The 22,301-nt window shown below is 71.0% G+C and carries 18 protein-coding genes, 1 tRNA gene and 1 rRNA gene (1 of these 20 only partly in view); 9 read left to right on the top strand and 11 right to left on the bottom strand.

Annotated features, from left to right (window positions below):
• A 16S ribosomal RNA gene (locus EU555_RS02770) occupies positions 1-372 on the bottom strand (its annotated part extends 1,021 nt beyond the left edge of the window); the annotation flags it as partial.
• Positions 373-1,031: 659 nt separating this feature from the next.
• Between EU555_RS02770 and EU555_RS02765 the strand changes: the two genes are divergently transcribed.
• Positions 1,032-1,436: a Ros/MucR family transcriptional regulator gene (locus tag EU555_RS02765; protein ID WP_135412889.1), complete on the top strand. Its 405-nt coding sequence runs from the start codon at positions 1,032-1,034 to the stop codon at positions 1,434-1,436.
• A gap of 104 nt (positions 1,437-1,540) precedes the next feature.
• Here the strand turns inward: EU555_RS02765 and lon are convergent, their stop codons facing one another.
• From lon to EU555_RS02740, 5 genes are all read right to left on the bottom strand, one after another.
• The gene (gene lon / locus EU555_RS02760; RefSeq protein WP_135412888.1) at positions 1,541-3,964 is read right to left on the bottom strand and encodes an endopeptidase La; all 2,424 of its coding nucleotides are present in this window, start codon (positions 3,962-3,964) and stop codon (positions 1,541-1,543) included.
• 292 nt (positions 3,965-4,256) lie between these two features.
• The gene (clpX, locus tag EU555_RS02755) at positions 4,257-5,528 is read right to left on the bottom strand and encodes an ATP-dependent Clp protease ATP-binding subunit ClpX (protein ID WP_048445376.1); all 1,272 of its coding nucleotides are present in this window, start codon (positions 5,526-5,528) and stop codon (positions 4,257-4,259) included.
• Positions 5,529-5,802: 274 nt separating this feature from the next.
• A complete protein-coding gene (locus EU555_RS02750) occupies positions 5,803-6,432 on the bottom strand; it encodes an ATP-dependent Clp protease proteolytic subunit (protein WP_048445377.1) in 630 nt (209 codons plus the stop codon).
• A 115-nt stretch (positions 6,433-6,547) separates the two neighbouring features.
• Complete coding sequence (tig, locus tag EU555_RS02745; RefSeq protein WP_135412936.1) at positions 6,548-7,975, bottom strand: trigger factor; 1,428 nt, start codon at positions 7,973-7,975, stop codon at positions 6,548-6,550.
• A 143-nt stretch (positions 7,976-8,118) separates the two neighbouring features.
• Positions 8,119-8,203 (bottom strand) — tRNA-Leu (locus EU555_RS02740).
• Positions 8,204-8,396: 193 nt separating this feature from the next.
• On the opposite strand from EU555_RS02740, the gene EU555_RS02735 reads away from it, so the two are divergent.
• Positions 8,397-9,815, top strand: coding sequence for a multicopper oxidase family protein (locus EU555_RS02735; RefSeq protein ID WP_135412887.1), 1,419 nt, complete (start codon positions 8,397-8,399; stop codon positions 9,813-9,815).
• Positions 9,816-10,055: 240 nt separating this feature from the next.
• On the top strand, positions 10,056-10,520 hold the full coding sequence (locus tag EU555_RS02730; protein ID WP_135412886.1) for a hypothetical protein: 465 nt from the start codon (positions 10,056-10,058) through the stop codon (positions 10,518-10,520).
• Between the two features lie 139 nt (positions 10,521-10,659).
• Here the strand turns inward: EU555_RS02730 and cobT are convergent, their stop codons facing one another.
• A complete protein-coding gene (gene cobT, locus EU555_RS02725; protein WP_135412885.1) occupies positions 10,660-11,691 on the bottom strand; it encodes a nicotinate-nucleotide--dimethylbenzimidazole phosphoribosyltransferase in 1,032 nt (343 codons plus the stop codon).
• Between the two features lie 174 nt (positions 11,692-11,865).
• On the opposite strand from cobT, the gene cobS reads away from it, so the two are divergent.
• From cobS to EU555_RS02710, 3 genes are read left to right on the top strand one after another with little or no spacing between them, the layout of a single operon-like run.
• A complete protein-coding gene (cobS, locus tag EU555_RS02720; protein WP_135412884.1) occupies positions 11,866-12,741 on the top strand; it encodes an adenosylcobinamide-GDP ribazoletransferase in 876 nt (291 codons plus the stop codon).
• Entirely contained in the window at positions 12,741-12,971 is a 231-nt protein-coding gene (locus tag EU555_RS02715; RefSeq protein ID WP_135412883.1) for a DUF1289 domain-containing protein, read from the top strand. Before cobS ends, EU555_RS02715 begins: the two co-directional genes overlap by 1 nt.
• Positions 12,972-12,974: 3 nt before the next feature.
• Positions 12,975-13,766 carry a retropepsin-like aspartic protease family protein gene (locus EU555_RS02710; RefSeq protein WP_135412882.1) on the top strand — a complete coding sequence of 264 codons (792 nt, stop codon included), beginning with the start codon at positions 12,975-12,977 and terminating at the stop codon, positions 13,764-13,766.
• Here the strand turns inward: EU555_RS02710 and EU555_RS02705 are convergent.
• The 4 genes from EU555_RS02705 to EU555_RS02690 form a co-directional block, all read right to left on the bottom strand.
• Positions 13,685-14,560, bottom strand: coding sequence for a bifunctional helix-turn-helix transcriptional regulator/GNAT family N-acetyltransferase (locus EU555_RS02705; RefSeq protein ID WP_135412881.1), 876 nt, complete (start codon positions 14,558-14,560; stop codon positions 13,685-13,687). The genes EU555_RS02710 and EU555_RS02705 overlap by 82 nt on opposite strands.
• Positions 14,561-14,695: 135 nt before the next feature.
• A complete protein-coding gene (locus tag EU555_RS02700) occupies positions 14,696-15,499 on the bottom strand; it encodes a Bax inhibitor-1/YccA family protein (protein ID WP_135412880.1) in 804 nt (267 codons plus the stop codon).
• Positions 15,500-15,734: 235 nt separating this feature from the next.
• Positions 15,735-18,329, bottom strand: a complete 2,595-nt coding sequence (locus EU555_RS02695; RefSeq protein ID WP_135412879.1) for an ABC transporter permease — start codon at positions 18,327-18,329, stop codon at positions 15,735-15,737.
• A 5-nt stretch (positions 18,330-18,334) separates the two neighbouring features.
• Positions 18,335-19,030: an ABC transporter ATP-binding protein gene (locus EU555_RS02690; protein WP_135412878.1), complete on the bottom strand. Its 696-nt coding sequence runs from the start codon at positions 19,028-19,030 to the stop codon at positions 18,335-18,337.
• A gap of 171 nt (positions 19,031-19,201) precedes the next feature.
• On the opposite strand from EU555_RS02690, the gene EU555_RS02685 reads away from it, so the two are divergent.
• From EU555_RS02685 to EU555_RS02675, 3 genes are all read left to right on the top strand, one after another.
• The gene (locus EU555_RS02685; protein WP_245524110.1) at positions 19,202-19,801 is read left to right on the top strand and encodes an arylesterase; all 600 of its coding nucleotides are present in this window, start codon (positions 19,202-19,204) and stop codon (positions 19,799-19,801) included.
• Positions 19,802-19,806: 5 nt separating this feature from the next.
• Positions 19,807-20,355, top strand: a complete 549-nt coding sequence (gene thpR, locus EU555_RS02680; protein WP_135412877.1) for an RNA 2',3'-cyclic phosphodiesterase — start codon at positions 19,807-19,809, stop codon at positions 20,353-20,355.
• A gap of 355 nt (positions 20,356-20,710) precedes the next feature.
• Positions 20,711-22,282: a Hint domain-containing protein gene (locus EU555_RS02675; protein ID WP_135412876.1), complete on the top strand. Its 1,572-nt coding sequence runs from the start codon at positions 20,711-20,713 to the stop codon at positions 22,280-22,282.
• Positions 22,283-22,301: the final 19 nt, after the last annotated feature.

Here is a 22,301-nt window from a genome sequence, read left to right as displayed (position 1 = left end):
GCATGGCTGGATCAGGGTTGCCCCCATTGTCCAATATTCCCCACTGCTGCCTCCCGTAGGAGTCTGGGCCGTGTCTCAGTCCCAGTGTGGCTGATCATCCTCTCAGACCAGCTACTGATCGTCGCCTTGGTGAGCCATAACCTCACCAACCAGCTAATCAGACGCGGGCCGATCCTTCGGCAGATAAACCTTTCTGCTCTCGCACGTATCCGGTATTAGCTCAAGTTTCCCTGAGTTATTCCGAACCGAAGGGCACGTTCCCACGCGTTACTCACCCGTCTGCCGCTGACACCACAAGGATGCCCGCTCGACTTGCATGTGTTAAGCCTGCCGCCAGCGTTCGCTCTGAGCCAGGATCAAACTCTCAAGTTGAAGAGCTGATCAAAGCTGATCACAACTTAAACGGAAGCACACAACCGACCGGCGTTTCCGCACGATCGTGTGAGCACCGAAACGTCAGACCAGCATCATCCTACTCACAGCCGGCCCTCCCAAGAAGGCCGACCCGCAGGGACGACGCCGTCCACGCTTCTCTTTCTCATATGAACTTGTCAAAGAGCGATCCGGCGCGAGCCGGGCATCATCGGCAACAAAGAGACCAGCGCCTGACCAAGGTCAGGCTCGCCGGCCCGGACTGTGCAGAAGACGTTTCAGCGCCCGGTCCGCGGAAGCGGCCGGCGCCGATGGGTGGTCGTATAGGCCCCGATTCTCGAGCCGTCAACTCCCTTGTGAAACTCTCGCGACAAGGCCCGGCGCCCTCCCCTCTCGCACCGCCTCGTGCGCGTGAGCTGTCCGGGAGGGATGCGCCCGCATCCGGGCTGGCAGCGGCCGGGCTTCTCAGCCTAACACGCAACGCCTGTATTACGTGGGCGCATAGGGAGAAACCGGCCAGCCTCCTGGCCACTCCGCCGCTTTCGATGGCGCACAATTCTGTTTCTTCGGTGTAATTCTGTCGCATTCACAAAAAGAAATCTTGACCCGGGGCGCGCCAGCCCGCATGGGGCACCCACTCTGTCATCGGAGCCGATTGAATGCTGGACCAAGAGCAAGAAACCAATCTGATTGAACGCGCCGCCGACATCGTGTCGGCCTACGTGTCCAACAACTCCGTGCCGCTGGCCGACCTGCCGGCCCTGATCAACACGGTGCACCAATCCCTGAGCCGCCTCGGCGGCCCTCAGACGGTCGAGGCCGAGAAGCCGGTTCCGCTGATGCCGGTCAAGAAGACGGTGACCCCGGACTACCTGATCAGCCTCGAGGACGGGAAGCAGTACAAGTCGCTCAAGCGCCACCTCTCGACCCGCGGGCTCACCCCCGAGGAGTACCGGCGCAAGTGGGGCCTGCCTCACGACTACCCGATGGTCGCGGCCAACTACGCCGCGCAGCGCTCGGAACTCGCCAAGAACAGCGGCCTGGGTCGGCGCCGCAGCGCCTGAGTGAGGTACTCTCCCCCAGGGAGCACCGAGCCGACACGAAAGAAGGCCCCCGGACATCCGTCCGGGGGCCTTCTCATGTCAGCACAAGATCTGTGGCACTCGGGTCAGTGCGCGACCACCCCCGAGGCGTCGTCCTCGGTCCGCGCCGGAGCGGCCTTGGGCAGCGGCTCGTCCCAGTCGATCGCCTCCGGCATGCGCACCAGTGCCCGCTCGAGGACCTGGTCCATGCGCGAGACGGGAACGATCTCGAGCCCGTTCTTCACGCTGGCCGGAATCTCCGCCAGGTCCTTGGCGTTCTCCTCCGGGATCAGCACGATCTTGATGCCGCCCCGCAGAGCCGCCAGCAGCTTCTCCTTGAGGCCGCCGATCGGGAGCACCCGCCCGCGCAAGGTGACCTCGCCGGTCATGGCGATGTCGCGGCGCACCGGGATGCCGGTGATGACCGAGACGATCGCCGTCGCCATGGCGATGCCGGCCGAGGGCCCGTCCTTCGGGGTCGCCCCCTCCGGGACGTGGACGTGGATGTCCCGGCGCTCGAACAGCGGCGGCTCGACCCCGAAATCGACGGCCCGCGAGCGGACATAGGATGCCGCCGCCGAGATCGACTCCTTCATCACGTCGCGCAGGTTGCCGGTGACCGTCATCTTGCCCTTGCCGGGCATCATGACGCCTTCGATCGTGAGCAGCTCGCCCCCGACCTCGGTCCAGGCCAGACCCGTGACCACGCCGACCTGATCGTCCGTCTCGACCTCGCCGTACCGGAACTTCGCCGGGCCGAGGAAGGTGTCGAGATTGTCGGCCGAGACCGTCACGCTCTTCACCCCCGAGATCAGGATCTCCTTCACCGCCTTGCGGATCAGGTTCGAGATCTCGCGCTCGAGATTCCGTACGCCCGCCTCGCGGGTGTAGCGGCGGATCAGGAGCATCAGGCCGTCATCGGTGATCGACCACTCCTTCTCGTCGAGGCCGTGCTTCTTCAGCGCACCCGGCATCAGGTGCTTGCGCGCAATCTCGACCTTCTCCTCCTCGGTGTAGCCGGCGATGCGGATCACCTCCATCCGGTCGAGCAAAGCCGGCGGGATGTTGAGGGTGTTGGCCGTCGTCACGAACATCACGCTCGACAGGTCATAATCGACCTCGAGGTAATGGTCGTTGAAGGTCGCGTTCTGCTCCGGATCCAGCACCTCGAGGAGCGCCGCGGACGGATCGCCGCGGAAGTCCATGCCCATCTTGTCGATCTCGTCGAGCAGGATGAGCGGGTTCGAGGTCTTGGCCTTGCGCATCGACTGCACGATCTTGCCGGGCATCGACCCGATATAGGTCCGGCGGTGACCGCGGATCTCGGCCTCGTCACGGACGCCGCCGAGCGACATGCGCACGAACTCGCGGCCCGTGGCTTTGGCGATCGACTTGCCGAGCGAGGTCTTGCCGACGCCGGGCGGTCCGACGAGGCACAGGATCGGGCCGGTGAGCTTGTTGGCGCGCTGCTGCACCGCCAGGTACTCGACGATCCGCTCCTTCACCTTGTCGAGGCCGAAATGGTCGGCATCGAGCATCGCCTGCGCGCCGGGCAGGTCCTTCTTGATCTTCGAGCGCTTGCCCCACGGGATGCCGAGCATCCAGTCGAGGTAGTTGCGCACGACCGTGGCCTCGGCCGACATCGGCGACATCTGGCGCAGCTTCTTCAGCTCGGCCAGCGCCTTGTCGCGCGCCTCCTTGGAAAGCTTGGTCTTCTCGATCTTGTCCTCGAGCTCGGCCAGCTCGTCGCGGCCGTCCTCGTCGCCGAGTTCCTTCTGAATGGCCTTCATCTGCTCATTCAGGTAGTACTCGCGCTGGGTCTTCTCCATCTGCCGCTTGACGCGGGTGCGGATGCGCTTCTCGACCTGGAGCACCGAGATCTCGCTCTCCATCAGCGAGAGCACGCGCTCCAGCCGCTGGGCGACGGTCGGGATCTCGAGGATCGCCTGCTTGTCGGAGATCTTGACCGCGAGGTGCGAGGCGACCGTGTCGGCGAGCTTCGAGGGCTCGTCGATCTGGATCACCGCCGAGACCACCTCGGGCGAGATCTTCTTGTTGAGCTTGACGTAGTTCTCGAACTCCGAGATCACCGAGCGAGCCAGCGCCTCGGCCTCGATCCGGTCGCCGAGGTCGTTCGGCAGCACCTCGGCCTCGGCGGCGTAGTACTCGTCCGAGCGCACGAAGTCCTGGATCTTGGCCCGGCCGCCGCCCTCGACCAGCACCTTGACGGTGCCGTCCGGGAGCTTGAGCAGCTGCAGCACGCTCGCCAGCGTGCCGATGGTGTAGATCGCGTCGGTGGCCGGATCGTCGTCGGTGGCGTTGACCTGGGTGGCGAGCAGGATGTGCCGGTCGGTGCGCACCGCCTCCTCGAGGGCCCGGATCGACTTCTCGCGGCCGACGAAGAGCGGCACGATCATGTGCGGGAAGACCACGATGTCGCGCAGCGGCAGGACCGCGTAGGTCCCGGTCGAGCCGGGAACGACGGGCTGGCGCGATTTCGGCTGGGTCATTGACTGACGTCCTTATGTGGTGACGCCCAGGTCCCTCCCCTCGTCGGGGAAAAGCAGGAGGGACGGTGGGGGCCGACCGGGCCGCGGGGGTCGGAAACGAGAAGAGCGGCCGGGTCGCGGCACCGCACCTCGTTTCGGTGAGCATGCGGCCGCCGCGTCGACTCTCAGGTGGCTCCTCCGGGTGCCGCTTTCAAGCACCGTGCCACTTGCGGGTCGCTGGCCGGGTCCGGGCCGCGTGCGGGCGATTCTCGAACGGGAGGCCGCCGTTTTCGCGGCGGCCTCCGGGCGGCCATCAGGCGCTGGCGCTGGCCGGCGCGTCCTTGCCGCGGTCGCCGTGGATGTAGAGCGGCCGCGACTTGCCGTCGACGACCTCCGGCCCGATGACCACCTGCTCGACCGAATCGAGGCCCGGCAGGTCGTACATCGTCTCGAGCAGGATGCTCTCCAGGATCGAGCGCAGGCCGCGGGCGCCGGTCTTGCGCTCGATCGCCTTGCGGGCGACGAGGCTCAGCGCCTCCTCCTGGAACGTCAAATCGACGTTCTCCATCTCGAACAGGCGCTGGTACTGCTTGACCAGGGCGTTCTTCGGCTCCTGCAGGATGCGCTTGAGCGCGGTCTCGTCGAGGTCCTCGAGGGTCGCCAGCACCGGGAGGCGGCCGACGAATTCGGGGATGAGGCCGAACTTCAAGAGGTCCTCGGGCTCGACGTTGCGGAAGATCTCGCCGGTGCGGCGGTCGTCCGGAGCCTGGACGGTGGCGCCGAAGCCGATCGAGGTGCCCTTGCCGCGGGCCGAGATGATCCGCTCCAGCCCCGCGAAGGCGCCGCCGCAGATGAACAGGATGTTGGTCGTGTCGACCTGGAGGAATTCCTGCTGCGGGTGCTTGCGCCCGCCCTGCGGCGGCACGCTCGCGACCGTGCCCTCCATGATCTTCAGGAGCGCCTGCTGCACGCCCTCGCCCGAGACGTCGCGGGTGATCGAGGGGTTATCGGACTTGCGGGAGATCTTGTCGATCTCGTCGATGTAGACGATGCCGCGCTGCGCCCGCTCGACGTTGTAGTCCGACGCCTGCAGCAGCTTGAGGATGATGTTCTCGACGTCCTCGCCGACATAGCCGGCCTCGGTCAGCGTCGTCGCGTCCGCCATCGTGAACGGCACGTCGAGGATGCGCGCGAGGGTCTGGGCCAGCAGGGTCTTGCCCGACCCGGTCGGGCCGATCAGCAGGATGTTGGACTTCGCCAGCTCGACGTCGTTGTGCTTGGTCGCGTGCGCCAGGCGCTTGTAGTGGTTATGCACAGCCACCGACAGGACCTTCTTGGCAAAGTCCTGCCCGATGACGTAATCATCCAGGACCCGCCGAATCTCCTTCGGGGTCGGTACGCCGTCCCGCGACTTCACAAGCGAGGACTTCGATTCCTCGCGAATGATGTCCATGCACAGCTCGACGCACTCATCGCAGATGAAGACGGTCGGGCCCGCGATCAGCTTGCGAACCTCGTGCTGGCTCTTGCCGCAGAACGAGCAGTACAGCGTGCTCTTCGAGTCGTTGCCGCCAGCCTTGCTCATATGGGTCTCCAAGTCCCCGATCGGCCCCGCCCCGGGGGCGAGACCGCATCGCTTTTAGATAGTGGCGCCCGGCTAAAGAAACAGTCACCGCCCCCCACGGGCCGGGCGCCCGGTGCAGAATCGCGATGCAAACACGCAGCCAACGCCGGATCAATCCCGCGGATGCGACAGGCTCCCGCCAAATGGCCGCATCAGTGGGATCCGCCTTCGGGAGCGGGGACCGCCCTCGAAGAGGGGCCCGCGCGGGGCGGGACCCCTCCGGCGGATGGCGTCGTCAGGCCTGGGCCGGCGCCTCGGCGCGCTTCTGGAGCACCTCGTCGATCAGGCCCCACTCCTTGGCCGCGTCGGCGGTCATGAAGTTGTCGCGCTCGAGGCCCTGCTCGATGGCGTCGTAGTCGCGGCCGGTGTGCTTCACGTAGATCTCGTTGAGGCGCCGCTTCAGGGCCTCGATCTCGCGGGCGTGGATCAGGATGTCGGTGGCCTGGCCCTGGAAGCCGCCGGAGGGCTGGTGCACCATGATCCGGGCGTTCGGCAGGGCGAAGCGGTGGCCCGCCTCGCCGGCGGCCAGCAGCAGCGAGCCCATCGAGGCGGCCTGGCCGACGCAGAGCGTGGCGACCGGGCAGCGGATGAACTGCATCGTGTCGTAGATCGACAGGCCGGAGGTGACCACGCCGCCCGGCGAGTTGATGTAGAAGGAGATCTCCTTCTTCGGATTCTCCGCCTCGAGGAACAGCAGCTGCGCCACGATCAGCGACGCGGAATAGTCCTCGACCGGGCCGGTCAGGAAGATGATGCGCTCGCGCAACAGGCGCGAGTAAATGTCGAAGGCGCGCTCGCCGCGGCTCGACTGCTCGACCACCATGGGGACGAGCGCGCTGTTGTAGTACTCGACCGGATCTCTCATCTCACTGGCCCTCTGAACGGAGCCCGGCCGCGCTCGGTGGCGGCCGGGATGGCGGCGAAAACGAACGACCTCGCAGGTCCCCGTCCGCCACCCCGTTCGGGGCTTGAGCCGGGGATCAGGCCGGGTTGGCCTCGCCCGCGGGAGCGGCCTCGGCGGGGGCGGCGTCTGCCTGCGCAGGCTCGGCCTTGCCCTCCTCGGCCTCGTCCTCGTCGGCGAACAGCGCCTCCTTGGAGACGGGCTCCTCGACCAGTTTGACCTGCCCGAGGACGTGGTCAACCACCTTCTCCTCGAACAGCGGGGCGCGCAGCTCGGCCAGCGCCTGCGGGGTCTTGCGGTAGAAATCCCAGACCTGCTGCTCCTGGCCGGGGAACTGACGGACGCGGGCGATCAGGGCCTGATTCACCTCGTCGTCCGAGACCTTGATATCGGCGCTCTCGCCGGCCTGCGCAAGCACCAGCCCGAGGCGCACGCGGCGCTCGGCGATCCGGCGGTACTCCTCGCGCGCCTTCTCCTCGGTGGTGTCCTCGTCCTCGAAGGTCTTGCCGCGGTTCTTCAGGTCCTGCTCGACCTGGGCCCACACCGCGGCGAATTCCTGGTGCACCAGGCTCGGGGGCAGCTCGAACGAGTAGCGGCTGTCGAGGGCGTCGAGGAGGCCCTTCTTCAGCTTCTGGCGCGAGGCCGCCTCGTACTCGCGGCCCATGGTCTCACGCACGGCGTCCCTGAGGGCGTCGAGGGAGTCCATGCCGAAAGTCTTGGCGAGCTCGTCGTCGATCGTGAGCGCGCCCGGCGCCTTGACGGCCTTCACCGTCACGTCGAACTCGGCCTCCTTGCCGGCGAGGTGCTCGGCGCCGTAATTCTCCGGGAAGGTGACCTTGACCAGGCGCTCGTCGCCGGCCCTGGCGCCGGTCAGCTGGTCCTCGAAGCCCGGGATGAAGGTGTTCGAGCCGAGGTCGAGGGTGATGTCCTCGCCGGTGCCGCCCTCGAACGGGGTGCCGTCGATGCGGCCGGTGAAGTTGATGACGAGGCGGTCGCCGGACTGGGCGGCCTCGCCCTCGGGCCGGTCCTCGAAGGGCCGGTTGGCCGAAGCCATCCGCTCGATCGTCGCGTTGACCTCCTCGTCGGAGGGGGTGACGACGAGCTTGGTCAGGCTCACGTCCGACAGGTCGACGAGGTCGAAGGTCGGCATCACCTCGAGGGCGACCTTGAACGACAGATCGGCCTTGGCGTCGAGCGCCTTCTCGATCTCGTCCTTGTCCTCGGGCATCTGGATCTGCGGCTCGAGGGCGAGCTTGAGCTTGTTGTCCTCGACGATCTTCTGGTTGGCCTCGGTGACGGCGTTCTGGACGACGTCGGCCATCACCGAGCGGCCGTAGACCTTGCGCAGGTGGGCGACCGGCACCTTGCCCGGGCGGAAGCCCTTGAGCTGCACCTTGCCCTTGATCCCGTCGAGCTCGGTCGCGAGCCGGCTCTCCAGCTCGGCCGCCGGCAGGATCACCTGGAATTCGCGCTTGAGCCCCTCGGACTTGGTCTCGGTCACCTGCATCGTCGTCATTCCGCCTTGCATTGTCGAATCCGGCCTGGCTGCGGGGCCCGGACGGCGCTGTCCTGCGCCGTGCGACGGGACCGTCAGCACGATGGGCCGGCCCTGCTGCTTGAACCCAATCCGTCGTGTCGCCTGGCGGAAGATGGTGCGGGCGGAGGGGCTCGAACCCCCACGACTCTCGTCACTGGAACCTAAATCCAGCGCGTCTACCAATTCCGCCACGCCCGCGACGCTCGCGCCCGAGGCTTTACGCGCCCGGGCGCGGCTCTATAGCATGGTGGATCGGCCACGCAGCAAGAATTTTGGCGCCCGCCTCGCCCCGGACCGGCGCCCCGGCTACAAGGCGCTCGCCGCGTCGGGCGCGCCCCGCCGGCGCCCCGTGCGGGCAGACCCGCCGATCGATTCCGCCCAGCGAGGTGCCATGCCGTCGTCCCTGCCGCCCTCGCGCCGCGCGATCCTGTCCGCCGCCGCCCTGTCCCTCGCGCCCGCCCTCGCCCGGGCTCAGGGCGGCGCGCCCCAGCCGGCCGCGCCCGCCGCCCCGGAGCCGCGGCGCCTGACGGCCGCGCCCGCGCGGGCGCGGATCAAGCCGGAGCCGGCGCCCGAGACCCCCGTCTGGGCTTTCGATGGGCAAGCCGCACCGCCGGTGCTGCGGGTCAAGCTCGGGGAGGCGGTCCGCCTGCGCCTCGAGAACAAGACCGAGCGGCCGCTGTCGCTGCACTGGCACGGGGTGCGCAACCGCAACGCCATGGACGGGGTCGGCGGGGTGACGCAGGCCCCCGTCGCCCCGGGGGCGAGCTTCCTCTACGAGTTCACCCCGCCGGATGCCGGCACCTCCCTGATCCGCCCCCTCGTCGTCGGCGGGGCGAGCGAGCCGGCCGGGCGCGGCCTTTCCGGGATGCTGGTGGTCGAGGAGGCGAAGCCCCCGGCCGTCGACCGCGACGTGCCGCTCATCCTCCAGGACTGGCGCCTCGAGCCCGACGGGACGCCCGCCGCCTTCGGGCAGGTCGCCTTCGCGGCGAGTTCCGGCCGGCTCGGCAACGCGCTCACGGTCAACGGGAAGCCGGCGCCGGTGACGATCGAGGCGGCGCCCGGCACGCGGCTGCGCCTGCGGCTCGCCAATGCCTGCAACGCCCGGGCAACCCGGATCCGCTTCGACGGGCTCAAGGCCTGGGTGGCGGCCGTCGACGGCCAGCCGACCGACACCTTCGAGCCCCTGCGCGCCACCCTGCCCTTCCCGCCCGGCACCCGCTACGACATCCTCCTCGACGTGCCGGGACCGACCGAGCCCGCCGGCAGCGTGGTGGCGCTGATCGGCCCGGGCATGCCGCTCGCCCGCATCGTCCAGACGGGCGCGCCGGTAGCGGCCCGCCCGCCCGTCGCGCCGATCGGCGAGAACAAGCTGCTGCCGCCGGAGATCAAGCTCCAGAACGCCTTCCGGCGCGACATCGCCCTCGCGGGGGGCGCGGTGTTCGACAAGGCGAAACCCGAGTCTGCCCCCGCCTTCACCGGCGACCCGACCCGGATCTGGACCCTCAACGGCGCCGCCGGCCGGCCGGAGAACCCGCCCCTGTTCTCGGTCAGGCGCAACACCGCGGTGGTGCTGGCGCTCACGAACGGCACCGCCTTCGCGCAATCGCTGCACCTGCACGGCCACGCCTTCCGGCTGCTGCACCCCCTCGACGACGGCTGGGAGCCCTACTGGCTCGACACCTTCCAGCTGCTGGAGGGGCGCACCGCCCGGATCGCGTTCCTGGCCGACAATCCCGGCCGCTGGCTCGTCAGCGCCACGGCGCTGGAGCGGTTCGATACCGGCCTGTGGGGCTGGTTCGAGGTGACCTGAGGCCGTCCGGCCCGATGCGTCCGGCGGTCGCAGGCCGACCGCCGGATGAGTAACGGCCAAGCTGAGAGATACCGATAAGCCCTTGATGCTGGCGCCTTTGCCGGCATTTGCTTGTAGCTTGGCGGAAAGCCGATCAAGAGAATGTGTTAACCAGGGCGAATGCATCGGCGAGATGCTTGGCGCATGCTGCATCAACAGCAGCGCGCACCGGTCTGCAGCGCATCGACGAGGATGCCCAGCATGGAACATCAGCCGCTTCGCCATATCCGTGACATCGCCGACGTCGAGACGGTCCCGGGGCTGCTCGAGGGCCGCCGGGCGCGTCTCGAGCGCTTCGCCGAGATCCTCGAGCGTGATCCCGGCCGCAGCTTCACGACGCTGGAGGAGATCGAGTTCGTGCCCCGCAAGATGCGGGGGGCGATCCGGGCCGACAACTCGCCGCTCGCCTACGCCTATGCCGACCCGGTGCTGCGGTCGAGCGGGCTTGCCGGCGACACCTTCGGGGATGCCCGCAGCTTCTTCGAGCTGAGCACCGGCGAGGCGCACCACCTGCTCTGCTCGTGCGTGAACGGGCGCAGCGTCAAGGGCGGCCCGACCGCCAAGCGCCTGCGCCGCCTCGCCGCCCGCCGGCCGGGCCTCTGGCTCGCCTATGGCTGCGCCGCCGGCTTCGTCGCCCTGCCGGGGGCGATGTACCTGTTCGGCTGAAAGGGCCGCCCGACCTGCGGCCGGGGGCGACCCATGCCCTCCAACATACTGCTGGTCATCCGGGTGTCTCGCCCGCGGGGCACCGGGATGACCGGCGGGATATCGGCTTCGCCGCGGAGGCGGACGGCTCTGCCCGGCCTTACGCCACCGGCCCCGAGACCCCTGCCTGCGCGAAGGTCGCCATCTCGCGGTGGCAGGCCACCGCCGCCTTGACGATGCCGAGCGCCAGCGCCGCGCCGGTGCCCTCGCCGAGGCGAAGCCCCAGGTCGAGGAGCGGGCGCAGGCCGAGCCGCTCCAGCACCGCGGCGTGGTCGCCCTCGGCCGAGACGTGGCCGGCGAGGCAGTGGTCGAGGGCGCGGGGATCGACGGCGTGCAGCACCGCGGCCGCCGCGGTCGAGACGTAGCCGTCGATCACCACCGGCACCCGCTGCAGCCGCGCCGCCAGGATCGCGCCCGCCATCGCGGCGACCTCGCGGCCGCCCAAGCGCGCCAGCACCGCCAGCGGATCGTCGAGGTGGCCCTGGTGATGGCTGAGCGCCGCCTCCACGGCCGCGACCTTGCGGGCAACGCCGGCCTCGTCGACGCCCGTGCCGCGGCCGACCCACCGGGCCGGCTCTCCGCCGTAGAGCGCGGCGTAGATCGCGGCCGCCACCGTGGTGTTGCCGATGCCCATCTCGCCGACCGCGAGCCCGTCGGTGCCCGCCGCCACCGCCTCCATGCCGAACGCCATGGTGGCGACGCAGGCCTTCTCGGTCATCGCCGGTTCGATCGCGATGTCGCCGGTCGGCATGTCGATGGCGAGGTCGAACACCTTGAAGCCGAGCCCGTAGGCGGCGCAGATCTGGTTGATCGCCGCACCGCCGGCCGCGAAGTTGTCGAGCATCTGGCGGTTGACCGCCGACGGGTAGGCCGAGACGCCGCGGGCCGCGACACCGTGGCTGCCGGCAAAGACGCAGACCAGCGGCCGGTCGAGGCTCGGCGGCGCCTTGCCCTGCCAGGCCGCCATCCAGGCGGCGAGGAATTCGAGGCGCCCGAGGCTGCCCGGGGGCTTGGTGAGCAGCGAGTCGCGGGCCGAGACCTCGGCGGCGGCGGCCTCGTCCGGCCCCGGCATGGTGGCCATCAGGCGGCGGATGTCGTCGAACGGGGCGGCGTCGGTCTGGGTGTCGGCCATGGCGATCGTCTGTCCTGGCGGGGCGAGCCCGCCCGTGGGGCTGGCCGGGGTCGGCTGTCGGATCAGCTCCCGGGGGCAGCTCTAGGGGCTATCGTGGGGCGTGCAGATACAGCAAAATGGCGCGGGTGGGCGAATCCGCGGTCGGGGATCGCGCTGCTCCGGGGTGCGTACGGGATGGCGACGGGATTGAACGCGAGGCCGGGGGGCGCCAGCGACGACCAGGCCGACGACGCATTCGAGCCGCCCCCGCCCCCTTCCGGCGCCTGGCCGCCGCTCGCCGACCTCGCCGCCTGCCTGCGCTTCTTCAGCCGCCTGCCGGTCCCGGCGGTCCCGGGCGAGACCGACCGCCACGCCGCCCCGGATTTCCGCACCGTGCCCCGGATGCTGCCCCTCGCCGGCCTGGCGATCGGGCTGCCCGGGGCGGTCGCCGCGGCGGCGGCGCTCGCCCTCGGGCTCGGACCGTTCCTCGCCGCAACGCTCGCCCTCGCCTTCGCGGTCCTGGTCACGGGGGCGCTGCACGAGGATGGCCTGGCCGACGTGGCGGACGGGTTCGGCGGCGGCACCAGCCCGGCCCGGCGCCTCGAGATCATGCGCGACAGCCGCATCGGCGCCTACGGGGCCGTCGCCCTGGTCCTGTCCTGCGCGCTGCGCATCGGCGCGATCGCGACGCTCGCCGACCGGATCGGCTGGCGCGTCGCCGTGGCTTTGCTGGCGGTCGCGGCCCTGTCGCGCACCGCCGCCCTGTGGCCGCTCTGCCGGCTGCCCCCGGCCCGGCCGGACGGCGCCGCCCACGCGGTCGGACGACCGAGCGGGACGACCCACGCCACCGCCTGGGCGCTCTGCCTCGCATTGCTGGCCCTCGCCGGCCTCCTCGGCCTGCCCTGGCTCGGCCTGTGCCTCGCCGGGCTCCTCGCGCTCGTTGCCGCCTGGACCCTGACCCGGATGGCGGAACGCCTCGTCGGCGGCCAGACCGGCGACGTGATCGGGGCGAGCCAGCAGCTCGCCGAGATCGCCGCCCTCCTCGCCCTCCTGATCGCGATTCCCGCCTGATGCCCGTATCCGCTCCCCCGGTCTCCGATCACTTGATCTCCACGCCCTGCATCCGCCTCTGCGTCCTCGACCCGGTCACCGGCCTGTGCGAGGGCTGCGGCCGCAGCGGCGACGAGATCGCCGCCTGGGGCGCCCTCGCCGAGCCGGAGCGCCGGAGGATCATGGCGGAGCTGCCGGCGCGGCTTTCCGCCCTCGCGCCGGAGCCCGCGCCGGCCCCCGCCCTGGCCTGACCGGTGCCGGGCGCCGTCGGCCTCGGGCTCCTGCTCCTCGCCTGCGCCTGGGCGCTCACCGCCTTCGGCGGGCGCGAGGTCGCGGGCCTGCGGCCCGAGGAGGCCGCCGGCCTCGCGGCGGCCGGCGCCGCGATCCTGATCGTGCTCAACGGCGTCGGCAACCGGTTCCGGTCGAGCCTGGGCGAGGGCGTGCTCGCGCTCCTGGCCTGGAGCACGGTCGGGGCCGGGTTTGCGGCCCTCTACGCCTACCGCGACGAGGCCCGCGACATGGCGTTCCGGGCGCTCGGCGAGCTCAGCCCCGGCCAGCCGGTGGCGGGACAGGGCAACGAGGTGGTCATCGCCCGGCGGGTCGACGGCGGCTTCACGGTGCAGGCCAGGATCAACGGGCGGCCGCGCGCCTTCGCGTTCGACACCGGCGCGAGCGCGGTGGTGCTCACCGCGGAGAGTGCGGCGAGCCTCGGGATCCGCCCGGGGCCGGGCGCCTACCGGATCCAGGTCCAGACCGCGAACGGCCGCACCGCCGCCGCCCCGGTCGTGCTCGACACCGTGGCGGTGGGACCGATCAGCGAGACCCGCATCGCCGCCCTGGTGACCCGCCCCGGCGCCCTGACCGTCAACCTCTTGGGGATGAGCTTCCTGGAGCGCCTGGCCTCCTACGAGGTCCGGGGCAGCCGGCTGATCCTTCGCGGCGGTGCACGGGGTGACGATCCTCCTCACACACGCTTCTCGAAGAAGACATCCGGGTACGGATCGTCGTTGAAGCGCGCGATCTCGGTCCAGCCGGTGCGGCGGTAGAGCTGCAGGGCCTCCGTGAGCGCGCTGTTCGAATCGAGGCGCAGGACCCCGATCGCCAAGGACCGGGCCGCCGCCTCGGCGGCCTCCATCAGCCGGCGGGCGAGGCCGAAGCCGCGGGCGGAGGGGCAGACCCAGAGCCGCTTGATCTCGGCCACCTCGCCGCCCTTTCCCTTCAGGCCGACGCAGCCGATCGGCAGCCCGTCCGACAGGGCGACCAGGAAGGCGCCGCGCGGCCGCATCATGTCGGCGGCGTCGGGATCGCGGGAGCGTGCCACGTCGAAGCCGGTCGCGAAGCGCCGCCCGAGCTCGGCGTAGTACGCGGTCAGGCAGTGCAGCGCCGCCTCCCCGCGCGGGTCGGTCTCCTCGATGGCGATCCGGTCGCGGCCGAGCGCCGTGGCGACGAGGTCCATGGCGCGCAGGAGGTCGTCGCCCCGGGGGATGCGCGCCATCAGCTCCGCGGCCCGCGCGTTCGACAGCGCCTCGTAGGCGGCGAATTCCTTCCGCCCGGCCTCGGTCAGCGCGACGACCCGCCGGCGCGCATCGCCCGGATGGGGCAGCGTGACGACGAGCCCCTCCTCCTCCAGGCTGCGCAGGAGCCGGCTCATCAGGCCGGAATCGAGCCCGAGATAGTCGCGCAGGCTGCCGACATCCTGGCGCCCATGCCCGACGGCATTGAGCACGCGGGCCACGCCGAGCGGCCGGCCGCGGCCGAGGAACGAGGTGTCGAGGGCTCCGACCTCGGCCGTGACGGCCCGGTTGAAGCGGCGGATGCGGCTGATGGCGTCGATCGTCATACCTCTGACCTAAGTCAGATGCTTTGGGCCGTCAACGCACGTGGCTCCCGGCGGACCGCAACAAAAAAGCCCCGGCGCGAGCCGGGGCTTCCCGTCGAGCGGTCCGGGGCGGGAGGGCCGCCCCGGCGCAGCTTGTCAGTTGTTCCGGTTGCCCATCAGCGAGAGCAGGAACTGGAACATGTTGATGAAGTCCAGGTAGAGCGTCAGGGCGCCCACCACCGACACCTTGGCGGCGGTCTCGCCGTCGAAGTTGCCGTAGACGTACATCTCCTTGAGCTTCTGCGTGTCGTACGCGGTCAGGCCGGCGAAGATCAGGACGCCGATGACCGAGATCGCGAATTGCAGCGCGCTCGAGGCCAGGAAGATGTTCACCAGGCTGGCGATCATCAGGCCGATCAGGCCCATCACCAGGAACGAGCCGATGCCCGACAGGCTCCGGGTCGTGGTGTAGCCGTAGAGGCTTAAGCCTCCGAAGGCCGCCGCCGTGATGAAGAACACCTGGACCACGCTCGCGCCGGTGTAGCGGAGCAGCAGCGTCGAGAGCGACGCACCCATCACCGCCGCGAAGGCGAAGAAGGTGGTGCGGGCCGACGCGGCCGACATCCGGTCCATCCGGAACGAGAACAGGAAGATGAAGGCGAGCGGCGCGAGCGCGATCACCCACATCAGCGGGGTGGCGTAGAGCGTGCGGCCGAAGCTGGTCAGCGGGATCGAGCCGATCCGCGCCACCGCGTCCGCCGACGAGGACGCCACCGCGAGCTTGTTGATGCCGATCGCCACCAGGCCGGAGATGCCCAGGCCGACGATCATGTTGTTGTAGACGCCGAGCATGAACGCGCGCAGGCCCTGGTCGACCTGCACCTGGCTCTGGGCATAGCCCGTGGGGCTGCCGAAGCCGCTCGCGTTGCCCTGCCGGAACGGGCTGTTCTCGAATGCCATGGGAGTTTCCTTCGGAAGCTCTCTAGCGTGGATGTTCCTGGTGCGAGGCTCTCACGCGACCCTCGGACGCTTCGCAGCGTCGGACGGCGCCCGGTCCCTCGCGGGTCCGCTCGCCTTGACGGGAATATGTGGGGCCCGGCGGGCGGGCACAAGGGCGGCACCCGGTCCGTCGCCGGGTGCCGAGGACCAAAACACGACGTCCATGCGTCGCAGGGAGTCTGATGGATTAAGCCCCCTAGAGATTTCGTAGGTATTGCGCCGGCTTCTGGCCGAGGATGCGCCAGGTGCCGGCGAGACCGAGCGTGACCGCCACCACGACCGCCAGGAAGGCCGCCAGCAGCGCCCCCGAGAGGTCGAGGGCGAAGTCGAGCTGCATCACCCTGGTGAGGATCGTCCAGCCCGCCAGCGTCCCGGCGAGAAGCCCGAACAGAGCGGTGGCAAGGCCGAGCGCCCCGTATTCGAGGGTGTAGGCGGCGAGGAGCCGCGCCCGCGTCGCGCCCAGCGTCTTGAGCACTACCGCGTCGTACAGCCGGGCCCGGTGGCCGGCGGCGAGCGCGCCGGCGAGCACGAACAGGCTCGTGGCGACCGCCACCGCGCTGGCGCCGCGGATCGCGAAGACGAGCTTGCCGACGAGGTCATTGACCGCGTCGAGGGCGTCCTTCACCCGCACGCTGCTCACGGACGGAAACTGCCTGGCCGCGTCGCGCAGGATGCGGGCCTCGAGGGCCGAATCCGGCCCCTCCGGCAGGGTGAGCGTGGCGAGATCGCTGTGCGGCGCCCCCCGGAAGGTGCCGGGCGAGAAGACCATCACGAAGTTGATGCCGAGGTTGCGCCATTCGACGTGGCGCAGGTTGGCGATCTCGACCGTCAGGCTGCGCCCCAGCACGTTGACCGTGACCCTGTCGCCGACCTTGAGGCCGAGGCTGCGGGCGAGCTGGTCGTCGAAGGAGACGAGGGGCTTGCTCGCGTCCTCGCCCGTCCACCACCGCCCGGCGGTGACGCGCGAGCCATCCGGCAGGTCCTCGGCGTAGGTGATGCCGCGGTCGCCGTCGAGCACCCAGGCGGCGTCCTCGCCGGCCTTGACCTGGGCGGCCGGCACGCCGTTGAGCGCCGTGATCCGCCCGCGCATCATCGGCACCCGCTCGATCTTGGCCCGCGGCGCCGCCTTGCCGAGGAACTGGTCGAAGGCCTCCGCCTCGCGGCTCGGGATGTCGAGGAAGAACAGGCTCGGCGCCTTCGCGGGCAGGGAGCGGGTCAGCGTCCGGGTGATGTTGGCGTCGATCAGGCTCAACGTCACCAGGAGCGTGATGCCGAGGCCGAGCGACAGCACGATCGAGGGCGTCAGCGCGCCGGGCCGGTGGAGGTTGGCGAGCGCGAGCCGCGGCGCGGCCTTCGCCGGTCGCGGCAGGCGGCGGGCCAGGGCCATCATCCCGAGGGCGACGAGGCGCAGGAGCCCGAAGGCGAGGCCCGCCGCCGCGATGAAGATCAGGGCGACGCTGCGGTCGTAGGCGGTGAGGAGCGCGAGCCCCACCAGGCCGACGAGGGCAAGGGCGAGCACCGCGAGGTAGCGCGGCCGCGGCCAGCGCCGGTCGGGATCGACGGTGTCGCGAAACAGCCCGGACACCGCGACGTCGTGGGCGCGGCCGAGCGGCCCGATCGCGAAGGCGAGCGCCGTCAGCACGCCGTAGAGGGCCGCGACCGCGAGCTCGCCCGGCGCCAGCGTCGGATCCAGGGGCAGCGGCAGCAGCGACCCGAAGGCGGCGTCGAGCCCGAAGGGCAGCACCGCCCCGATGACGAGGCCGGCCGCGATGCCGATCCCGGCGATCAGCATCACCTGGGTCAGATAGATGCCGACCACCTGGCTCCCGGGCGCGCCGAGGCTCTTGAGCGTCGCGATCGAGGCCCGCTTGCGCTCGACGAAGGCCCTGACCGCATTGGCGACGCCGACGCCCCCGACGAGGAGCGCGGTGAGGCCGACCAGCGTCAGGAACTGGGTGAAGCGCTCGATGCTGCGGGCGAAGCGCGGATCGGCGTTGAGGCGCGAGCGGATCTCCCACCCGGCCTCCGGCAGGGCGGTGCGGGCCTCGCCCATCATGCGCTCGACGGCGGCATCGTCGCCCTCCGGCAGCATCACCCGGTAGACGAAGCGGTTGAGGCTGCCGGGCTGGACCAGGCCCGAGGCCCGCAGCGCGTCGAGCGACACCATCAGGCGGGGCCCGAAGCCGATGCCGCCGGCGATCTTGTCGGGCTCGGTCACCAGGACCGTGCGCAGCACGATCTCGGCCCCGCCGACGGTGAGGCGGTCGCCGAGCTTGAGATCGAGGCGGGCGAGGAGCGCCGGATCGGCAGCGGCGCCGTGGACGCCGTCGCGGGCCGAGAAGATCTCGGCGGGCGGCAGCGCCGGCTCGGTCGTCAGCGCACCCACCGCCGGATAGTCGGGCCCGACCGCCTTCAGCTCGACGAGGGCCGCGCCCTTGTCCCCGGCCGAGGCCATGGCGCGGGTGAAGCCCACCGTCGAGACGCGGCCCCGGGCCTCCAGGAAGGCCCGCTCCTGCGGGCTCGCCTCGCGGTGGACCAGCCCGAAGGTGACGTCGCCGCCGAGGATCTTTCGCCCCTCGCGGGCGAGCCCGTCGGAGAGCGAGCGCGACAGCGAGGCGACGCCCGCGATGGTGGCGACCCCGATGGCGATGCAGGCGAGCAGCACCGTGAAGCCGCGCAGGCCGCCGCGCAGCTCGCGGAGCGCCAGGCGCAGGGTGAGCGGCAGGCGGGAGGCACCGGCGGGCTCGGCGCCGGGCGGGCGGGCCGGGATGCGGGGAAGGCTGCCGTGCATGGGGCTTACGCGCTCACGGCCGCGTCGACCAGGCCCGAGCGCAGCCGCACCGTGCGGTCGCACAGGCGGGCGAGGCCGGGATCGTGGGTGACCAGCACCAGGGTGGCGCCGCGGTCGCGCTTGAGGGAAAAGAGCAGGTCGACGATCTGCGCGCCCGTCGCCTCGTCGAGGTTGCCGGTCGGCTCGTCGGCGACGAGGATCGCGGGCTCCGGCGCCACCGCCCGGGCGATGGCGACGCGCTGCTGCTCGCCGCCGGAGAGCTGGGCCGGATAGTGGTGCTGGCGGTGGCCGAGGCCGACCGCCGCGAGTTCCCGCGCCGCCCGCGCATGGGCATCCGGCACGTCCGCCAGTTCGAGCGGCAGCGCGACGTTCTCGAGCGCCGTCATGGTCGGGACGAGGTGGAAGGACTGGAAGACGATGCCGATGCGCCGGCCGCGGAACCGCGCCAGCGCGTCCTCGTCGAGCCCGGCGAGGTCGGTGCCCTCGACCACCACGCGCCCCGCATCCGGCCGCTCCAGCCCCGCCATCGTCATCAGCAGGGTCGACTTGCCCGAGCCCGAAGGACCGACGAGGCCCACCGCCTCGCCGGGCGCGACGGAGAGCGAGATGCCCTTGAGGATGTGCACCCGGGCGGCGCCGCGGCCGAGGCTGAGATCGACGCCGTGGAGCGCGATCGCCGGTCCGATGGCCTTGTCGGTCATGGGCAGGAAGCCGATCTGTGGGAGGCGACCGATGGGGTCGGTGCCGGAGGTGGGGTATTGGGACGGACCTACGCAGGACAGGCGGCCCGCCGGCTCGATATGGGCCGCGCATCCATGTTCCGCCATGATGGCCGCCGCGCGGCGCTCGCATTTCTGATCGTTTCGGTGCTGATGACCCTGGTGACGCCGCTGCGCGCGCAAGACCGCGCCCTCACTCTCGTGGCCCTCGGCGACAGCCTCACGGCGGGCTACGGCCTGCCGGCGGACGCCGCCTTCCCGGTCCAGCTCGAGGCGGCCCTGAAGGCGAAGGGCCACGCCGTCACGGTCGCCAATGCGGGCGTGTCCGGCGACACCGCGACCGGCGGGCTCGACCGGGTCGCGTGGTCGGTGCCGGACGGGACCGACGGGGTGATCCTGGAGCTCGGCGCCAACGACATGCTGCGCGGCACCGACCCGGCGGTGACCGAGAAGGCCCTCGACGGGATCATCGCGACGCTCAAGGCCCGCGGCATCCCGGTCCTGCTCGCGGGCATGCGGGCGGCGCCGAATCTCGGGCCCGATTACGGCAGGCGCTTCGACGCGATCTACCCGCGGCTCGCGGAGCGCTACGGCCTGGTCCTCTACCCGTTCTTCCTCGACGGCATCGCGGGCGACCGCAGCCTGAACCTCCCCGACGGCCTGCACCCGACCCGGGCCGGGGTCGCGCGGGTGGTGGCCGGCATCCTGCCGAGCGTCGAGACCTTCCTGACGCGCCTGCGCAAGGGTTCGTGAGCGCCATGCCGCGCCTGTTCACCGGGATCGAGGTCCCGCCCGAGGCCGGCCTGGGCTTGGGCGCCCTCCGGGGCGGCCTGCCGGGGGCCCGCTGGGTCGAGCCGGCGGATTATCACGTCACCCTGCGCTTCATCGGCGACGTCGACGGCGGCCTCGCCGACGAGATCGCCGAGGCCCTGGCCGAGGCGAAGGCCCGCCCTCCCCTGATGCTGACCCTCGACGCGCTGGCGGTGTTCGGCGGCGCGCGGCCGCACGCGCTCTTCGCCCGGGTGGTGCCCGATCCCGGCTTGTCCGAGCTGCAGGCCGAGCACGAGCGCATCCTGCGCCGGCTCGGCGTTCCGCCCGACACACGGCGCTTCACGCCCCACGTCACCCTCGCCCGGCTCAAGCGCGGCGCCGGCCCGGACGGGGTGGCGCAATATCTCGCGCTGCAGCCGGTCTTCCCGCGGGTCTCGTTCACCGCCACGCGGGCGGTGCTGTACTCGTCGCGCGACTCCGTCGGTGGTGGTCCCTACGTCGTGGAGGCGGCCTATCCGCTGGAGGAGGAGGGCTGAGCGTGCTTTGAGCGCCGCCCGGTCGCGTCGACCCTCGCGCTCGCGCTGCGGCTTCTGCCGCTCCTGCTCGAACGATCCCGGTCGAGGCCCGGCCTTCGCGGGCGGACCGTCATCGTCCATCCGTCAGCATACGAACAATCCCGCACAGGCTCGTGGCGTCGCAACTCATCGGGGCTGCCGGTCTCGCGGGGAGTTTCCGCAGTGCAGTGGCAATTGCCGGGCCGACGGCCGCACCGCCGTGCTTGCGCCCGCAGCGCTCTGAACCCGCGTGCTGTGGCTTGGCGGTGACAGCGCCCAGCCGTGATCCTTCCATACTGTCACCAGCCGGGCGGAAAGCCGGCCGACGGGGGCGACGATGGCGGCCGATTACGTGCTCGAGGGACCGAAGTGGGGCAGCAACGTCGCCGGCTCGCCGGGCGGCACGATCACCTGGTCGTTCGACGCCACCGTCCCGAACTCGTTCACGTCGGACGTGACCCGGGCTTTCGCCCAGTGGTCGGCCGCCGGCAACATCCAGTTCCAGCAGGTCGCCTCGAACGCCAGCATCACCTTCACGTACGGGGCGCTCGACGGGCCCGGCAACACCGCGGGCCTCGCCAGCTACAGCTTCTCGAACGGGGTGATCACGTCCTCGAGGATCACGATCGACAATGCGGAAGGGTGGCAGACCGCGGGCGCCGGCGTGGTGTCCGGCACCAACTTTCCGCTCTACCTGATCGCCACGCACGAGATCGGCCACAGCATCGGCCTCGACCACTATACCGGCGGCCCGGCGGTGATGAACCCGACGATCTCGGCCAGCTTCACCGGCCTGCAGCCATCCGACGTCAACGGCGTGCGGGCGCTCTACGGCGCCGCCCCGCCCTGCTACGCCACCGGAACGCTGATCCGGACGACGGCGGGCGACGTCGCGGTCGAGCACCTCGGCGTCGGCGACGCCGTCGTCACCGCCTCCGGCGAGGCGCGCCCGATCCGCTGGATCGGCCGCCGCACCCTCGATTGCAGCCGCCATCCCCGCCCCGAGGCCGTCTGGCCGGTCCGCGTCCTCGCGAACGCCTTCGGCCCCGGCCTGCCGGCCCGCGACCTGTTCCTCTCCCCCGACCATGCCGTGCGCGTCACCGTGCTCGACGACGTCCTGATCCCGGTCAAGCACCTCCTCAACGACGCCACCGTCGCGCAGGTGCCGGTGGATCAAGTCACCTACTGGCACGTCGAGCTCGACAGCCACGACATCCTCGTCGCCGAGGGGCTGCCCGCCGAGAGCTTCCTCGACACCGGGGTGCGCGCCGGCTTCGAGAACGGGTCTGAGCACATGGTGCTGCATCCCGACTTCAGCCCGCTGACCCTCGACGATTTCTGTCTGCCGCTGGTGCAGGACGGGCCGGTCGTCGATGCCGTGCGCACCCGGCTCATCGCCCGCGCCATGGCTCTGGGCTGGCGCCTGACGAGCGAGGACGACCTGCACGTCCTGGCCGACGGCGTCGCGATCCGGCCGGAGCGGGACGGGGCGCTCGCCCGGTTCCGCCTGCCGGCCGGCGCGCGCGACATGCGGCTGGTGTCGCGCTCGTTCGTGCCGGAGCGGGTGCGGGTGGGAGCGGGCGACGGGCGGCGCCTCGGCGTGCCGGTGCGGGGCGTGTCGGTGGTCGATCGCCACGGCGTGACGCGCAGCCTGCCGATCGGCAGCGATCTGCTGGCGACCGGCTTCTCGTTCGTGCAGGACGGCGGAGCGGGCGCCTGGCGCTGGACGACGGGCGACGCGGTGCTGCCCGCCGCCTTGTGGGCCGGCTGCGAGGGCGTGGCGACCCTCGTGGTCGAGACCGCCGCCGACCAGGGTACCCTGCAGGCCTGGGCGGCACCGGTCGCGGGCGTGCAGGAGCCCGGGGCGGTCCCGATCTCGTCGCGCGACGGCGCGCGTGCCGGCGCCTGATGAACCCGCGACGGCCTCG

The organism is Methylobacterium nonmethylotrophicum (assembly GCF_004745635.1).
Taxonomy (GTDB): Bacteria; Pseudomonadota; Alphaproteobacteria; order Rhizobiales; family Beijerinckiaceae; genus Methylobacterium; species Methylobacterium nonmethylotrophicum.
Note: the sequence above shows the minus strand (reverse complement) of the source record. Positions and strands in the feature narration are given on the sequence as shown.

What these genes read in the sequence shown, in the direction of transcription:
- EU555_RS02695 (WP_135412879.1), bottom strand. Translation starts at nt 18,329, where the DNA reads ATGCACGGCAGCCTTCCCCGCATCCCGGCCCGCCCGCCCGGCGCCGAG.
- EU555_RS02735 (WP_135412887.1), top strand. Translation starts at nt 8,397, where the DNA reads ATGCCGTCGTCCCTGCCGCCCTCGCGCCGCGCGATCCTGTCCGCCGCC.
- EU555_RS02700 (WP_135412880.1), bottom strand. Translation starts at nt 15,499, where the DNA reads ATGGCATTCGAGAACAGCCCGTTCCGGCAGGGCAACGCGAGCGGCTTC.
- EU555_RS02685 (WP_245524110.1), top strand. Translation starts at nt 19,202, where the DNA reads ATGACCCTGGTGACGCCGCTGCGCGCGCAAGACCGCGCCCTCACTCTC.
- clpX (WP_048445376.1), bottom strand. Translation starts at nt 5,528, where the DNA reads ATGAGCAAGGCTGGCGGCAACGACTCGAAGAGCACGCTGTACTGCTCG.
- EU555_RS02705 (WP_135412881.1), bottom strand. Translation starts at nt 14,560, where the DNA reads ATGACGATCGACGCCATCAGCCGCATCCGCCGCTTCAACCGGGCCGTC.
- EU555_RS02690 (WP_135412878.1), bottom strand. Translation starts at nt 19,030, where the DNA reads ATGACCGACAAGGCCATCGGACCGGCGATCGCGCTCCACGGCGTCGAT.
- cobT (WP_135412885.1), bottom strand. Translation starts at nt 11,691, where the DNA reads ATGGCCGACACCCAGACCGACGCCGCCCCGTTCGACGACATCCGCCGC.
- EU555_RS02715 (WP_135412883.1), top strand. Translation starts at nt 12,741, where the DNA reads ATGCCCGTATCCGCTCCCCCGGTCTCCGATCACTTGATCTCCACGCCC.
- EU555_RS02675 (WP_135412876.1), top strand. Translation starts at nt 20,711, where the DNA reads ATGGCGGCCGATTACGTGCTCGAGGGACCGAAGTGGGGCAGCAACGTC.
- thpR (WP_135412877.1), top strand. Translation starts at nt 19,807, where the DNA reads ATGCCGCGCCTGTTCACCGGGATCGAGGTCCCGCCCGAGGCCGGCCTG.
- EU555_RS02765 (WP_135412889.1), top strand. Translation starts at nt 1,032, where the DNA reads ATGCTGGACCAAGAGCAAGAAACCAATCTGATTGAACGCGCCGCCGAC.
- tig (WP_135412936.1), bottom strand. Translation starts at nt 7,975, where the DNA reads ATGCAGGTGACCGAGACCAAGTCCGAGGGGCTCAAGCGCGAATTCCAG.
- cobS (WP_135412884.1), top strand. Translation starts at nt 11,866, where the DNA reads ATGGCGACGGGATTGAACGCGAGGCCGGGGGGCGCCAGCGACGACCAG.
- EU555_RS02730 (WP_135412886.1), top strand. Translation starts at nt 10,056, where the DNA reads ATGGAACATCAGCCGCTTCGCCATATCCGTGACATCGCCGACGTCGAG.
- lon (WP_135412888.1), bottom strand. Translation starts at nt 3,964, where the DNA reads ATGACCCAGCCGAAATCGCGCCAGCCCGTCGTTCCCGGCTCGACCGGG.
- EU555_RS02750 (WP_048445377.1), bottom strand. Translation starts at nt 6,432, where the DNA reads ATGAGAGATCCGGTCGAGTACTACAACAGCGCGCTCGTCCCCATGGTG.